This window comes from Embleya sp. NPDC008237 (genome assembly GCF_042956465.1).
GTDB lineage: Bacteria > Actinomycetota > Actinomycetes > Streptomycetales > Streptomycetaceae > Embleya.
Genome location: NZ_JBIBGL010000018.1, coordinates 154605 through 168889, shown reverse-complemented (window position 1 = coordinate 168889; position 14285 = coordinate 154605). Strand labels below are relative to the sequence as shown.

General features: G+C 71.8%; 13 protein-coding genes. 9 read left to right on the top strand and 4 right to left on the bottom strand.

What is annotated here, in order from left to right:
- Positions 1-43: 43 nt before the first annotated feature.
- Both ACFZBU_RS37410 and ACFZBU_RS37405 read left to right on the top strand, forming a co-directional pair.
- Positions 44-805 carry an SDR family NAD(P)-dependent oxidoreductase gene (locus ACFZBU_RS37410; protein WP_391588197.1) on the top strand — a complete coding sequence of 254 codons (762 nt, stop codon included), beginning with the start codon at positions 44-46 and terminating at the stop codon, positions 803-805.
- Between the two features lie 165 nt (positions 806-970).
- Positions 971-2272, top strand: coding sequence for a cytochrome P450 (locus tag ACFZBU_RS37405; protein ID WP_391588196.1), 1302 nt, complete (start codon positions 971-973; stop codon positions 2270-2272).
- A gap of 450 nt (positions 2273-2722) precedes the next feature.
- Here ACFZBU_RS37405 and ACFZBU_RS37400 read toward each other — a convergent pair whose 3' ends face one another.
- Positions 2723-3727 (bottom strand): YidB family protein, encoded by a 1005-nt coding sequence (locus ACFZBU_RS37400; protein WP_391588195.1) that lies wholly within the window; start codon positions 3725-3727, stop codon positions 2723-2725.
- 260 nt (positions 3728-3987) lie between these two features.
- Complete coding sequence (locus tag ACFZBU_RS37395; protein ID WP_391588194.1) at positions 3988-5031, bottom strand: alcohol dehydrogenase catalytic domain-containing protein; 1044 nt, start codon at positions 5029-5031, stop codon at positions 3988-3990.
- 195 nt (positions 5032-5226) lie between these two features.
- Between ACFZBU_RS37395 and ACFZBU_RS37390 the strand changes: the two genes are divergently transcribed.
- Positions 5227-5958, top strand: a complete 732-nt coding sequence (locus tag ACFZBU_RS37390; protein WP_391588193.1) for an acyltransferase — start codon at positions 5227-5229, stop codon at positions 5956-5958.
- Between the two features lie 262 nt (positions 5959-6220).
- On the opposite strand, the gene surE is transcribed toward ACFZBU_RS37390, so the two are convergent.
- Entirely contained in the window at positions 6221-7174 is a 954-nt protein-coding gene (surE, locus tag ACFZBU_RS37385) for a 5'/3'-nucleotidase SurE (RefSeq protein WP_391588192.1), read from the bottom strand.
- 427 nt (positions 7175-7601) lie between these two features.
- Between surE and ACFZBU_RS37380 the strand changes: the two genes are divergently transcribed.
- From ACFZBU_RS37380 to ACFZBU_RS37355, 6 genes are all read left to right on the top strand, one after another.
- Positions 7602-8384 (top strand): SDR family oxidoreductase, encoded by a 783-nt coding sequence (locus ACFZBU_RS37380; protein ID WP_391588191.1) that lies wholly within the window; start codon positions 7602-7604, stop codon positions 8382-8384.
- Between the two features lie 149 nt (positions 8385-8533).
- Entirely contained in the window at positions 8534-9313 is a 780-nt protein-coding gene (locus ACFZBU_RS37375) for an HAD family hydrolase (RefSeq protein ID WP_391588190.1), read from the top strand.
- A complete protein-coding gene (locus ACFZBU_RS37370; RefSeq protein ID WP_391588189.1) occupies positions 9310-11694 on the top strand; it encodes a glycoside hydrolase family 65 protein in 2385 nt (794 codons plus the stop codon). The genes ACFZBU_RS37375 and ACFZBU_RS37370 overlap by 4 nt, the downstream gene beginning before the upstream one ends.
- A 111-nt stretch (positions 11695-11805) precedes the next feature.
- On the top strand, positions 11806-12282 hold the full coding sequence (locus tag ACFZBU_RS37365) for a MerR family transcriptional regulator (protein ID WP_391588188.1): 477 nt from the start codon (positions 11806-11808) through the stop codon (positions 12280-12282).
- Positions 12279-12626: a thioredoxin gene (gene trxA, locus ACFZBU_RS37360; RefSeq protein WP_391588187.1), complete on the top strand. Its 348-nt coding sequence runs from the start codon at positions 12279-12281 to the stop codon at positions 12624-12626. The genes ACFZBU_RS37365 and trxA overlap by 4 nt, the downstream gene beginning before the upstream one ends.
- A gap of 9 nt (positions 12627-12635) precedes the next feature.
- The gene (locus ACFZBU_RS37355; protein WP_391588186.1) at positions 12636-13403 is read left to right on the top strand and encodes an S-adenosyl-l-methionine hydroxide adenosyltransferase family protein; all 768 of its coding nucleotides are present in this window, start codon (positions 12636-12638) and stop codon (positions 13401-13403) included.
- Here the strand turns inward: ACFZBU_RS37355 and ACFZBU_RS37350 are convergent.
- Entirely contained in the window at positions 13387-14127 is a 741-nt protein-coding gene (locus ACFZBU_RS37350; RefSeq protein WP_391588185.1) for a hypothetical protein, read from the bottom strand. The two genes, ACFZBU_RS37355 and ACFZBU_RS37350, sit on opposite strands and share 17 nt — an antisense overlap.
- Between the last annotated feature and the right edge of the window lie 158 nt (positions 14128-14285).

The following is a 14285-nucleotide window of genomic DNA, read 5'->3' as shown; positions in this document are numbered from 1 at the left end:
CGAGCGCCGCCGTCGAGCTCATCGATCACCCCGGGGGGCCCGCGTGTTCGCACTCGACGGCAGGTCGGCAATGGTCACCGGCGCGGGCCAGGGCGTCGGCGCGGGCATCGCCCGCCTGCTCGCCGCGCAGGGCGCGGTCGTCGCGGTGAACGACCTCGACCCCGAGCGCGCCGAACACACGTGCGCCGCGATCCGCGACGCTGGCGGCCGGGCCTTCACCGCCGCGTTCGACGTGACCGACCCGCAGGCCGCACTCCTGGCCGTACGCACCTTCGAACGCACTGTCGCCCCGATCGACATCCTGGTCAACAACGCGGGCAACGGCGGCGCCGAGGGCTTTCGCCCGACCACCTTCCGCCGGAGCGTGCCCGAGGACTGGCAACGCTTCGCCGACGTCAACCTGTTCGGCGTGATGGCCTGCACGAAGGCGGTGCTGGACGGGATGTGTGCGCGCCGTTTCGGGCGGGTGATCACCATCGCATCGGCCGCGGGTGTCAGCGGCCAGTCGTTCGGCATCTCGCTGTACGGAGCCGCGAAGGGCGGCGCCATCGCGTTCATGCGCCACCTCGCGATGGAGAGCGCCCGCGACGGTGTCACCGCGAACACCGTCGCCCTGGGCCTGATGGATCCCCGTCCCAGCGGCCGCGAACTCGCGCACACCGCGGACCAGGCCAAGCACATCCCGGTCGGCCGACTCGGCACCCCCGAGGACGCGGGCGCGGCCTGCGTCTTCCTCGCCTCCGACGAGGCCGCGTGGATCACCGGCCAGACCATCCAGGTCAACGGCGGCGCGATCACCACCTGAGCGGCCGGGTCATCCGAGCGCCCGGACCACCTGGGGGGCGGACCACCCGGGAGCCCGAATCACCCGGGAGGTCGCAGATCACCCGGGATCCCTGGATCGGCGAACGCATGTGTGCTGCACTGATACCGAACCCGCGAGTAACAACGCGTGATCGGAGTGACCGGCATGACGGCCGAGACGGCTGGACCGACCACCACCGACCCCAACCCCCGGACCTGGCCCGCGCAGGTCCCGCTCGCCGACCTGGACTTCTGGTCGGGACCCCTGGCCGCCCGCGAGGCAGGCTTCGCGCACCTGCGCGAGACGTGGCCGATGCCGTACTACCCGGAGCCGGAGAGCCCGCTGGAGCCCGGCCCCGGCTTCTGGGCGCTGACCCGGCACGCGGACGTCGCGGAGGCCACCCGCCGACCCGAGGACTTCTGCTCGGGTCGCGGTGCGACCCACATCCCCGACTTCCCCCCGGGGTTCGGTGAGTTCTTCGGCTCGATGATCGAAATGGACGACCCCCGGCACCAGCGGCTGCGCCGGATCGTCGCCCGCACGTTCACGCCCAGGATGATCAAGAAGTTCTCGGACGACGTGGACCGCACCGCCAGGACGATCGTCGACGAGGTGGCCGAGCGCGGCTCGTGCGACTTCGTCACCGACGTCGCGGCCCGGCTTCCGCTCCGGGTCATCTGCGACATGATGGGCGTACCGGAGAAGGATCATCGTTTCGTCTTCGACCGCTCGAACGTGATCCTCGGTGTCGCGGACCCGGAGTACGTGCCCCAGGAGGGCGGCGGCCACATCGAGGCGCTGCTCACCGCAGGCGCCGAACTCGCCGAACTGATGAAGGACCTCGCCGAGTTCCGGCGCGGCACCCCCACCGAGGACGTCACCTCGGCGCTGGTGAACGCGGAGATCGACGGGGAGAGCCTGACGGCGGACGAACTCGCCTCGTTCTTCATCCTGTTGCTGACCGCAGGCAACGAGACCACCCGCAACGCGATCTCGCACGGACTGTGGCTGCTGACCGAGAATCCCGACCAACACCGGCTCTGGCTTTCGGACTTCGAGCGGTACGCACCGACCGCCGTGGAGGAGATCGTGCGACTCGCGTCTCCTGTGGTGTGGATGCGGCGCACCGCCACCCGGGACACCGACCTGAACGGCAAACAGGTGCGCGACGGCGACAAGCTGCTGCTGTTCTACTGGTCGGCGAACCGGGACGAGGCGGTGTTCGCCGACCCGGGACGGTTCGACCTCACCCGCGACCCGAACCCGCACGTCGGCTTCGGCGCCCGCGGCCCGCACTTCTGCCTCGGCGCGCACCTGGCCCGCCGCGAAATCACCCTGCTGTTCCGAGAGTTGCTGGCCCGACTGCCGGACATCCGGGCAACCGGCGAACCCCAGCGACTGCGCTCCAGCTTCATCAACGGCATCAAACACATGACCTGCGAGTTCACCCCGACCCAACGGAACTGACGTCGGGGTGGGGCTGGGTGTGGCGCGGGGCGCGGGGACACCCACAGGCTCCGCCCGGGTGTGGCGCGGGGGCGCGAAGGCGCACGCGAAAACCGACGCCGGACGCGAAGGCGCACGCGGAGTCCGGCGCCGGGCGCGAAGCCGTGCACGAACACCGACGACGGGCCCGCGGAAGGCCGACGCGGGGCACGAAGCCGCACGCGAAGTCCGACGCCGGACACGACGCCGGGCACGAAGGCACACACCGAAGGCCGACGAAGGCCGATGTCGGACGCGAAGGCACACGCGGACACCGACGCTCGGCGCCGGGCTCGGGATGCGGCGAGTCGAGCCCGCCGGGAGCAGCGGGTCGGGGTGCCGGGGTCGACGTCGGGTGGTGGGTGGCGTGGCGTCGGATGGGGCCGGCTTGGCCTCACGGGATGCGGACCCGGCCCCGGGTGCGGGCCCAGGCTAGGGCTTGGCCCCGGGTGCGGGACCGGGCTTGGGGTCGGACGCGGACCCGGACCCGGACTTGGAAGGGGGCCCGGGCTCGGGCTTGGGCTTGGGCTTGGGCTCGGGCTTGGGCTTGGGCTCGGACGCGGGACCGGGCTTGGCCTCGGTCCCGGACGCGGATCCGGACTTCGCCCCGGACGCAGGCCCGGACTTGGGCTTGCTCCCGGCGGACGGCCCGGGCTTGGGCTCGGCGCCGGACCCGGACGCAGGCCCGGGCTTGGTCCCGGACGCAGGCCCGGGCTTGGGCTTGCTCCCGGGCGGCCCGGGCTTGGGCTTGGTGCCGGATGCGGGACCGGGCTCGGCTTCGACGGCGGCTGCGGACCCGGGCTTGGCGTCCGTCCCGGTCCCGGCACCGGTGCCAGAGCCGGACTTGGCCTTGGCCTTGGATTCACCGGATACGGCCTTGGCCTCGGCCCCGCCGGGCGCTTCGGCCTTCTCTCCCTCCCGGGCCTCCGGCCCGCCCGGGGTGGTCGGGGGCGTGCCTTCGGTGGGCGCCTCGGCCCCGACTCGCTCCGCCGGTCCGCCCGGGGCCGTCACCGCCGGGGTCGCCGTCGGGTCGATCAGCGCATCGATCTGCTCGGCGGCAGGCACCTCGCCCTCGGGCGTCACCGCGTCCACCACCCGCGGCAACGTCGCCGCGAGCGCCGCGGCGGTCTCCTCCTTGGTCATCCCGGCCTGGCCGGCCAGGCGGATCATCTCCTCCTCACCGAGCGCGTCGGTGAGCTCCTTGCCACTCACGGGCTGATTGCGACCGGTTTCCACCCATGACTCGACCTGCTCGCCCAGGCCGCCGGCTCGGAGCGTGTGCAACAACGTACCCAGCCCGCCGGAGTCGCCCTGCTTGGTCAGCATGCCCAGCACCACCCGAACCAGCCCCTGGTCCCCGCTGCCACCCCGCCCACCGAGAAGCCCGCCCAGCAGGCCACCGAGTCCACCGGGAAGGCCCATTCCGCCGCTGCTCATCCGTCTTCTCCCTGCGCAGGTCGCCGTATCCGGCTCCCATAGTGGGGTAAATAGGACAGTACTTTGCGGTGGGCACGTCGACAGTAGGCCCATCGGGCGACCAAGCAGCCCACCCCGACGGTCCGCGGTGCGCACCGACCGGGCGTCGAACCACTCCCCCGCCACCTCGCCGCCCGCCCGCCCGTCCCGACGACAGCCCCGCCCGTCGCTCGACGAACGGAGTGCCGGGCCACCGTCCGGACCGCCGGAGCGGCACACCGTCAGCAGGTCGGGTCGAACAGCACCTTGAGGCAGCCGTCCGTACGGTCGGCGAAGGTGCGGTAGCCGTGCGCGGCCTCGGTCAGTGGCAGCCGGTGGGTGAATACGTCCACCGGGACGAGTCGGCCGTGCCGGATCAGCGGGATCAGCGTCGGCCAGGTGGAGGCCACCGGCGCCGTGCTGAAGCGCAGCGTCACGTTGCGGATGATCAGCAGCGGAACCGCGAGCGGGAATGCGAAGTTCGCGTCCACGCCGACCACCGAGACGGTGCGCGACGTGCGCACCGAGGCGATCGCCGCGGTCAGCGTCGCGTCCTGCCCGACCGCCTCGATCACCGCGTCCGCGCCTCGGCCGCCGGTGGCCGCCATGACCTGCTGGACCAGGTCGCCCGAACCCGCGTCGATCGGCTCCGCGCCGAGTCGTTCGGCCATCGCAAGCCGCTCCGGCACCCGGTCGGCGGCCAGGATCCGGCCCGCGCCGAGCACCTGGGCCGCCTGGAGGGCGTACAGGCCGACCGGCCCGAGCCCGATCACCAGCACCGTCGCGCCGGGCGTGATGTCGGCCCGGGTCGCCGCCGTCCAGCCGGTCGGCAAGGCGTCGGTGAGCAGCACCGCGTGGTCCACCGCGACGTCCTCGGGCACTGGCAGCAACCACGCGTCGGCCGCCGGGATCGCCACCGCCTCGGCATGGCCGCCGGGCAGCCCGAGGTCGCCGCCGAGCACCCGCATGCCGCCGCCGACACAGTCGATCGGATTGCCCGCCCGGCAGCCCGCACACCGCCCGCAGCCGAGCACGGGCGACACCAGGACCCGATCGCCCACCGCGATCCGGCCCACCTCGGCGCCGGTCTCGATCACCGTGCCCACCACCTCGTGCCCCGGCCGCAACCCGGCGGCCGGGAACTCGCCCTCGTAGAAGTGCAGATCCGAGCCGCACACCGCACTCGCCTCGACCCGCACGATCGCCCCGTCCGGGCCGGTGAGCACCGGGTCCGCGACCTTCTCGACACTCACGTCCCGGGTTCCGTTGATGACGACGGCACGCATGTCCACTCCCCTGACTGGTTCGCTCACCCGAGGCCGGAAAGCCCGGACTCGGCAGGCGGCAACGCTGCCACCTGCGGCAGTAACACTGTTACAGAAGCCCTCGGAAGCCAACCCCGGACCGGCCGGGATCGGCCCGGCGTGACGTTCGTCCCACGCCCGGCCGACCCTCGCGCGAGCGTCGGTACCGTGATCTCCATGTCGCTGTCGCAAGCCCTGCGCGGGCACGCCCGGGGCGCTCTCTCGCGTGCCGCGCACCGAGGCTGGCGTGCGCTGCAACGCGCCGCCTCGATCACCCCGGAGCAGCCCGGCCCGTACCGCTTCCGGGAGTTGGGCGCGCGCAGCAAGCTCGCCTTCCCGGTCGGCTCGGTCTTCGGGGAGCAGTGGATCACGGTGGGCGCCGGCTGCGTCATCGGCGAACACGTCACGCTGTCCGCGGGGCTGGCCCCGGGCCACGACCTGGGCACGGCGGCGGTGGTCACCATCGGCGACCGGTGCACGATCGGGCGCGGCAGCCACATCGTCGGACACCGCTCGATCACCATCGCGGACGACGTGTGGACCGGGCCGTACATCTACATCACCGACCAGAACCACAGTTACGCCGACCCGGACCGACCGATCGGCACCCAGTGGCCGATCAACGACACCGTGGAGATCGGCCCGGGCAGCTGGATCGGCGCGGGCGCGATCATCCTGCCCGGCGCCAAACTCGGCCGGAACGTGGTGGTCGCCGCCGGTTCGGTGGTCCGCGGCACGGTCCCCGACCACTGCGTGGTGGCGGGCGTGCCCGCGAAGGTGGTCCGCCGGCGCACCGAATCCGGCTGGGACCCGCCGCTGCGGCACACCCCCACACCACTCCCCGACGGAATCACCCACGACGAGCTGGTCGCCCTGCTGACCGAGTACGACGCCTCCGGCGGCCAGTAGGTCCCAGCCCGGACCCCCGCCGACCCCGCGACGGCCCATCGCCCGAGTTCCACGTGAAACCCCTGCCGAGCCCGACACCCCAAGCCCGCCGACTCCGGCCCGACCCACCAAACCCGGCAGCGCAACCCACCGACCCCCCGGCCGGCCCCACCAAACCCGGCACCACCGCCCGCCGAACCCGAGCCGACCCCACCAAGCCAGGCACCACCGCCCACCACAGGCGGGGCCGACCCGAGCCGACCCCGCCCCCATCAGCGCGAGGTCACGCCTTCAGACCGGACAGCCGCAGCTGCACGCCCACCGCGTCCAACACGCGCGACTGCTGCCCCCACTGCCAACCCGGCACGGTCCAGTCCGCGTCCAGCATCGAGATCGACACCGATCCCCGGGCGATCGCGGTGGTGTCCGCGTTGCGCACCGGCTCGGTCGCTCCCGGGGCCAGGCCCAGATCGAGCTTGTAGCACGTGTCGCAGGACGGGTCCTTGACGTAGCTCACCTTGAGTGCGTCGGCCTCGCCCACGTTGGTCGTCTCCACCCGGCCGGTCGGCTTGGCCGGGTAGTTCACGTTGAGCGTGGTGTGTACGGGCAGCACCGGCCCGGTCCGCTTCGCGGTGGCCGCGAGCCGGTCCACCAACCGGGTCGCGAACGCCGTCGCCTGTGCCATCTGCGGGAACGGATTGCGCGGATCGGCGATGTTGTACTCGGCGCTGAACGCGACCGCCGGGATGCCCTTCTCCGCGGCCGTGATCGAGGCGCCGACCGTGCCCGAGTGGTTCGTGGTCGCGCCGATGTTCTGGCCCGGGTTGATGCCGGTGACCACCAGGTCGGGCTTCTTGTCCCGGAACACGTTCGCGAGGGCGAAGGAGACCGAGTCGGCGGGGGTGCCCTCGACCGACCAGATGCCCGGCTCGACCTCGGCGGCCTTGACGATCGACCCGGGGGTCGCGTTGATTCCGGTGCCCTTGCCGGACTGGTCGGTGGCGGGCGCGACGATCACCGCGTCGTGGCCGGCCGCCTTGAGCGCCCGCTGCAAAGCGCGGATGAACGGGCCCTGCTGTCCGTCGTCGTTGCTGATCAGGATGCTGAGCCGGCGCGGAGCCTGGGTGCCGCGCGCGTCGTCGCTCGCCAGGGCGACGGGCGCGCTCGCCGCGAGCAGCGCGGCGGCGGTGGCGCCCGCCGCGAGGGTGAACACGTGTTTCCTGCCGAAACTGGCCATCTCGTCCTCCGTAGGCAAGAAGGTCCGCACGTCCGAGGAGCGTCGCACCGTGGGGCTCGACGACTCGGGTCTCGTACGTGAACGCGTGAATGCGTGAATGCGTGCAGCGGAGCCGGCCGCACGAAACCCGTTACCGACCCGACCGGGACGGTCGAGTGAAATTCGGGTCGAACAACGTGTACGGAGGGGTGAATCGGACGGAATGCACCCTGCGATTCGACACGTGTCAGCCGGCGGATAGCGAAAATAGGGTCATCGGTCGGACATTGCAATGGGCGGAGCCGGGTGGTTCGTCCGGATGCGCGGTTCGCCGCCGCGCCGCCACCCCCGTCCCCCCGGGTCTGGCCAAAGCCCTTGCCCCGAACGTAATCTGACGGATCATCAGCCAAGTCGACCGGCTCGGCCGGCACCAGTGGGCGGAGCTGCCATGATCCTGGACGGCAAAACCGTGATCGTCTCGGGCGTGGGCCCGGGTCTCGGCCGCCGGGTGGCCCTGGCCGCCGCACGCGACGGCGCCAACGTGGTGCTCGGCTCGCGGACCGAGGCCAACCTGGTCAAGGTCGCCGAGGAAGTCGATCCCACCGGCAAGCGGGTCGCCTGGGCCGTGACCGACATCACCGAGCACGAGACCTGTCGAGCCCTGGTCGAGCTGGCCGTGGAGCGCTTCGGCGCGGTGGACGGGCTGGTCAACTGCGCGGCGCTGGACACCGTGTTCGGCGGCCTGGAGGCGACCGATTTCGCCGAGTTGCGCCGGGTGGTCGAGGTCAACCTGGTCGGCAGCCTGGCGATGACCAAGGCCGCCCTGCCCGCGCTCAAGGCCGGCGGCGGCGCGGTGGTCTTCATCGCCACCCAGTCCCAGTTGGTCCCGCCGCCGCAGGCGCCGCAGATGGCCTACGCCGCCTCCAAGGGCGGGCTCACCTCCGCCACCTACGCCCTCGCGCACGAATTGGGTCCGTACCGGATCCGGGTCAACTCGGTGGCTCCGGGCTGGATGTGGGGACCGCCGGTGGAGGGTTTCGTGAACTACCAGGCACAGGCCTCGGGGGTGCCGGCCGCGGAAGTCCTCGCCGGCCTCGTGGCGCCGATGGCCCTGCCCGAAATGGCCACCGACGCCGACGTGGCCGAGGCCGTCGTCTTCTTCCTCTCGGACCGTGCCAGGGCCATCACCGGCCAGATGCTTCTGGTCAATGCGGGCCATGTGGTCCGGTAGCCGCCCCACGCGTGCCACTTCTGGAATTCAACCTTATTTCGGTCAAAACGTGCTCAAGCACCACACGTGACACGCCATTTCGTCCCAGGTGTCAGCCGAAAAGATCACCGCACGGATAACCAGCCCGCATCGGGGGCAGTAAACCCGCCATGTTGGGGCTGCCGAACACCATCCACGCGCTTCTCTTCGACCTCGACGGGGTCTTGACCCAGACCGCCAAGGTGCACGGCGTCGCCTGGAAGGAGATGTTCGACCACTTCCTGCGCGAACGCGACGGCGCCGACTTCACCCCGTTCGACCCCAGACGGGACTACGACACCTTCGTGGACGGCAAGCCCCGCCTGGACGGCACCCGCTCCTTCCTGGAGTCGCGCGGCATCGAACTGCCGGTGGGCGACGAGGGCGACCCGCCCGGATCGTTCACCCTGCACGGGCTCAGCAACGCCAAGAACGACCTGGTGTTGCGGCTGATCCACGACCGGGGCGTGGACGTGTACCCCGGCTCGGTGCGCTACGTGCACGCCGCACGCGCCGCGAAGCTGCCCTGTGCCGTGGTGTCCTCCAGCGCGAACTGCGAGGACGTGCTGCGCGCGGCGGGCATCCACGACCTGTTCGACGCGATCGTGGACGGTGTGGTGGCAAAACGCGACGGTCTGTCGGGCAAGCCCGCGCCGGACACCTTCCTGGCCGGTGCGAAGGCCCTGGGCGTGGCCCCCGCGCACGCGGCCGTGTTCGAGGACGCGCTGGCCGGCGTCGCAGCCGGCCGGGCCGGCGACTTCGGCCACGTGATCGGCGTGGACCGGGTCGGCCAGGCCGAGGAACTGCGCAAACACGGCGCGGACGTGGTCGTGGCGGATCTCGACGAACTCCTCGACGACGCAACCGGCGACCCGGCGAGCGGGCGGACCGCGGCGGAAGGCACGGCATGAGCACCGGACACCCCTACACGGTCGAGCCGTGGGGAATCACCGAACAGGCCCTGGACCTGGATCGCCTGCCCCAGTCCGAGTCGGTGTTCGCACTCTCCAACGGCCACATCGGCCTGCGCGCCAACCTCGACGAGGGCGAACCGCACGGCCTGCCCGGCACCTACCTCAACGGCGTCTTCGAACTGCGCCCACTGCCCTACGCCGAAGCCGGATACGGCTACCCCGAGTCCGGCCAGAGCGTCATCAACGTCACCAACGGCAAGATCATCCGACTCCTGGTCGACGACGAGCCGTTCGACCTGCGCTACGGCCAGACCCAGGACCACGAGCGCACGATCGACTTCCGCGAGGGCGTCCTGCACCGCCGCGCGTTGTGGACCTCACCGGCCGGCCGCACCGTCCGGGTCACCTCCAAGCGGCTGGTCTCGCTCACCCAGCGCTCGATCGCCGCGATCGAGTACGAGATCGAGCCGATAGACGGCCCGGCCCGGATCGTGCTCCAGTCGGAGCTGGTCACCAACGAGGAACTGCCGCTGCCGAACGCCGACCCGCGCGCCGCCGCCGTGCTGGAGGCGCCGCTGCGCGCCGAGGAGCACACGCACAACGGCACCAAGGCGATCCTGGTCCACCGCACCGAGCACAGCGGACTGCGCGTCGCGGTCGGCATGGACCACGAGATCGACGGTCCCGAGAGCATGTACGTGGAGACCGAGAGCGCCGCCGACCTGGCCCGATTCAGCGTGACCACGGTGCTCGACCGCGGGCAGAAGTTGCGGATCGTGAAGTACATCGCCTACGGCTGGTCCTCCACCCGCTCGCTGCCCGCGCTGCGCGACCAGGTCGCCGCCGCCCTGACCGCCGCGCGGTACACCGGCTGGCACGGTCTGGTCGACGAGCAGCGCGGCTACCTCAAGCAGTTCTGGGACAACTCCGACATCGAGGTCGAGGGCGACGTCGAGCTGCAACAGGCCGTGCGATTCGCGATGTTCCACGTGCTCCAGGCGGGCGCCCGGGCCGAGGAGCGGGCCATCCCGGCGAAGGGTCTGACCGGGCCCGGATACGACGGGCACTGCTTCTGGGACACCGAGGTCTTCGTACTGCCGGTGCTCACGTACGGGCTGCCGCACGCGGTCGCGCAGGCGCTGCGCTGGCGGCACTCGACCCTGCCGCTGGCCCGCGAGCGCGCCGCCCAACTCGGGCTCAAGGGCGCCCTGTTCCCGTGGCGGACGATCCGCGGCGAGGAGTGCTCGGGCTACTGGCCTGCGGGCACTGCGGCGTTCCACATCGGCGCGGACATCGCGGTCGCCGTCGCGCGCTACGTCCGGGCCACCGGCGACCGGGACTTCGAGCGCGACTTCGGCCTGGAGATCCTGGTCGAGACGGCACGCATGTGGCGCTCGCTCGGCCACCACGACGCGGCCGGCCTGTTCCGGATCAACGGCGTGACCGGCCCGGACGAGTACAGCGCGCTCGCCGACAACAACGTGTTCACGAACCTGATGGCGCAGTCCAACCTGCTCGCCGCGGCCGACGCGGTGGCGCGCCACCCGCACGAGGCCCGCGCGCTGGAGGTGAACTCCGAGGAGACCGCGAGCTGGCGCGACGCGGCTCACGCGATGTACGTCCCCTACGACGAGGACCTGGGCGTACACCCGCAGGCCGACGGCTTCACCAAGCACCAGATCTGGGACTTCGAGAACACCCCGCCCGACCACTATCCGCTGATGCTGCACTACCCGTACTTCGACATCTACCGCAAGCAGGTGGTCAAGCAGGCCGACCTGGTCCTGGCCATGCAGGTGCGCGGGGACGCGTTCACCGACGAGCAGAAGCGCCGCAACTTCGACTACTACGAGACGCTGACCGTCCGCGACTCGTCCCTGTCGGCCTGCACGCAGGCGGTCATGGCGGCCGAGGTCGGCCACCTCGAACTGGCCTTGGACTACACCGCCGAAGCCGCCCTGATGGACCTGCACGACCTGGCCAAGAACACCAAGGACGGCCTGCACATGGCCTCCCTCGCGGGCACCTGCGTGGCACTGGTCGCGGGCTTCGGCGGGCTGCGCGATCACGGCGAGTGCATGGCGTTCAAGCCGCGTCTGCCGGTCGGCCTGACCGGCCTGGCGTTCTCGCTGTCGGTGCGCGGGGCCCGGCTGCGGGTGGAGACCACCCACGAGCACGCCACGTACACGCTGCGCGAGGGTGACGAACTGCCGATCCTGCACCACGGCGAGCAGCACGTACTGATCCCGGGCAAGCCGATAACCCTGGCCATCCCGTCGCTCACCCGGGACACCCCGCCCGGCCAGCCCACCGGCCGCGCCCCGGTGCACCGCCAGAGCGCCCCCGACACCCACCCCACCGGCCCGACCCCGGGCTGACGGCCGCGCCGCCCGCCGGCCGGGCACTCGCACTCGGCCGGCGCGGCGCGGAGCGGTGCCCCGCCGACGCCTCTGGCCTTCACGTCAACGTCAAGGTCTACCGTTTCGGACATGCGCATCGGAGAACTGGCGGAGCGCGCGGGGACCAGCACCCGAACCCTGCGCTACTACGAGGAACGCGGTCTGCTGTCCGCTCGGCGCAACAGCAGCGGGTACCGCGACTACGACGAGGACGACGCCCGGCTGGTCCGCGAGATCCGCGCGCTCCTGGGCATCGGCTTCGATCTGGAGGAGACCCGTCCGTTCGTGGAGTGCCTGCGCGCCGGGCACGACGCGGGCGACGAGTGCCCCGCTTCGGTGGCGGTCTACCGACGCAAACTCGCCGAGCTGGACGCCTGCATCGACCGCATGCAGGGCATCCGGGCCCATCTGGTCGCCCAACTCGACCAGACCGAGCGCGCGCACGCCACAGGCGAGCGCGCCGACCGGCCCGCCACACCGGCCGCCTCGGCCGCCGCCGCCCTGCCCGACCCGCCGGAACCCCGCTGCGCGCTGACGGCAAGCCCGCTCACCAAGGAGTCCCGATGACCACGAACGTCCACGACGCCACCGACGCCGACTTCGACACCGCCGTGCTGCGCGCCGACCGCCCGACCCTGGTCGAGTTCACCGCCGAATGGTGCGGTCCGTGCCGCCAGATGGCGCCGGTGCTGGAGCAGATCGCGATCGAGGAGCCGGGCCTGGCGGTGGCCAAGCTCGACGTCGACCGCAACCCCGGCACCGCCGCCCGTTACGGCGTGTTGTCCATGCCGACCTTCATGGTCTTCCGCGGCGGCGAACCGGTCCGGCAGTTCGTCGGCGCCCGCCCCAAGCGTCGGATCCTGGCCGAACTCGCCGACGTGCTCGGGGAGAAGCCGGCCGTCACCGGGTAGCTTGCGGGAATGGCCGCCCACCGGATCACCCTCACCACCGACTACGGGCTTCTCGACGGCTTCGTCGCCGCGTGCCACGGCGTGATCGCCGGCCTCGCGCCCGCCGTACCGGTCGTGGACGTGACCCACCTCGTGCCGCCCGGCGACGTGCGCCGCGGTGCACTGGTCCTGGCCCGGACCGTGCCGTGGTTTCCGGCGGGCAGCGTGCACGTCGCGGTGGTCGACCCCGGCGTGGGCACCGCCCGGCGGGCCATCGTGCTGCGCGCGGGCGGCCACCTGCTGGTCGGGCCGGACAACGGCCTGCTTCCGTGGGCCGCGCACGCGCTGGGCGGGATCGAGGAGATCCGCGAGATCACCAATCCCGCGCTCACCCTGGCCGAGGTCTCCCGGACCTTCCACGGCCGGGACGTGTTCGCGCCGGTCGCCGCCCACCTCGCGCTCGGCACACCGCTCGCCGAGGTCGGCCCGCCCGCGGGCGACCCGGTCGAGCTGCCCGCCCCGGTGCCCGGCGAGGTGCTCGTGGTCGACCACTTCGGCAACGTGCAACTCGCGCACGCGGTCGCCGACTTCGCCGGCGCCGACCTGCTGCGGGTCGAGGTGGGCGACCGCGCGTACCGGGTTCCCCTGCGGAACACCTTCGGCGAGGTGCCCGCCGGGGAACTCGTCGGCTACCAGGACTCCGACGGTCTGCTGGCCGTCTCGGTCAACGGCGGCGACGCGGCCGAACTGTTGGGCGTACGGGCCGGCGACCGGGTCCGGGTCAGTCCTTCTTGTTGAAGTCCGGCTTCTGGTCGGACAACCAGATCTGGTCCAGCGAGACCTTGCACTTGTCGCCGGCGGCGCAGGTGAGCGCCACCTCGTTGGCCCCGTCGACCAGGGTCACGTTGTTCCAGGTGCCGGTGACGCTGTTCGGCGTGCCCCAGGACTTGAGGTTGGACTTCTTCTTCGAGTCGGTCCCGTTGACCAGGATCGACAGACTCTGGTTGTCGTCCTTGGCCCCGGCGTTGACGTAGCGCACCGCCAGGTAGTACGTGCCGGCCTTGGGTGCGGTCAGCTTCACCGTCACGGTCGAACCGGGCGCCTGCATGTCGACCATGCCGCTGCCGGTCGAGTTGGTCACCCCCGCCACCGCCACCGCGCCACCGCTGGGCGAGGCGTCCTCCGCCTCCTGCACCGCGAACTTGCCACCGGGAGCCGTCGAGGGCGCCGAGGACGGCGGCGCCGTCTGCGACGGGGCCGCGCTGGTCTGTCCCGCACCGGGCGTGGTCGGCGACGCCTTCTTGTCCTTGTCGTCGTCGCCGCGCATGAACATCACGCCCGCGATCACCGCGATCACGAGCACGATCGCCACACTCGCACCGATCACCGCGCCACGCCCGCCGCCACCGCTCCCGCCGCCGTGCGGCGGGGACTGCGGCGGTGGTTGTGCGCCACCGTGTTCGTGTTGTGCCGGGATCGCTGCCTGGGGCTGCGTATGCGCGGGGGGCTGTGCGTAATTCATCTGCCCGACCTGCACGTATTGCGGCATCATGCGATTGGCGGAAGAACCGTACGCACCGGTCGTCCCTGTCCCCTCGGCCGCTTCCTCACCCGGCGCCGGCCGATAGAGGTACCCGTACGGGTCTTCAGGTTCACCGTTGGTACCCGCCGTCATCGGGT